At 50.7% G+C, this 434-nt stretch carries 1 protein-coding gene; it reads right to left on the minus strand.

Annotated elements, in window-relative coordinates; translation table 11 throughout:
• Window positions 1-434 (minus strand): calcium-binding protein (locus PsWM33_RS14445; protein ID WP_275078557.1); only part of this gene is annotated, 434 nt, incomplete at both ends.

Below are 434 nucleotides of genomic sequence, written 5' to 3' on the forward strand. Positions count from 1 at the left end.
GTTGATCGTTACTCCTGCATCTGATTCACGATAGAAGGCAATGTCAGAACCAGAACCACCATCAAGGCGATCTGCGCCGGCCCCGCCAAACAGATAATCATTTCCTTCACCGCCGTTGAGCTGATCATCTCCTCCAAAACCCCAGAGCTCATTGTTACCAGCGTCACCTGTGAGGGTATCACTATAAGCATCTGTACCTTTGATGTTTTCTATGGAGAAGTATTCATCGCCTGCCGCATCACCTGCATTCTGAGACTGGTCGGAGAGATTGACGGTAACTGCTGCGTGCGACCAGCGGTATCTTACCGCATCGGTCCCTTCACCACCATCAAGATAGTCCGCCCCTGAACCATAAGCATTGAGCGTGTCATTTCCTTCGCCACCATAAAGGCGATCAATGCCACTTTGGGCATAAAGGGCGTTATCGTTGCTGT

Origin of the sequence: Pseudovibrio sp. WM33, assembly GCF_001623165.1 — a bacterium.
GTDB lineage: Bacteria > Pseudomonadota > Alphaproteobacteria > Rhizobiales > Stappiaceae > Pseudovibrio.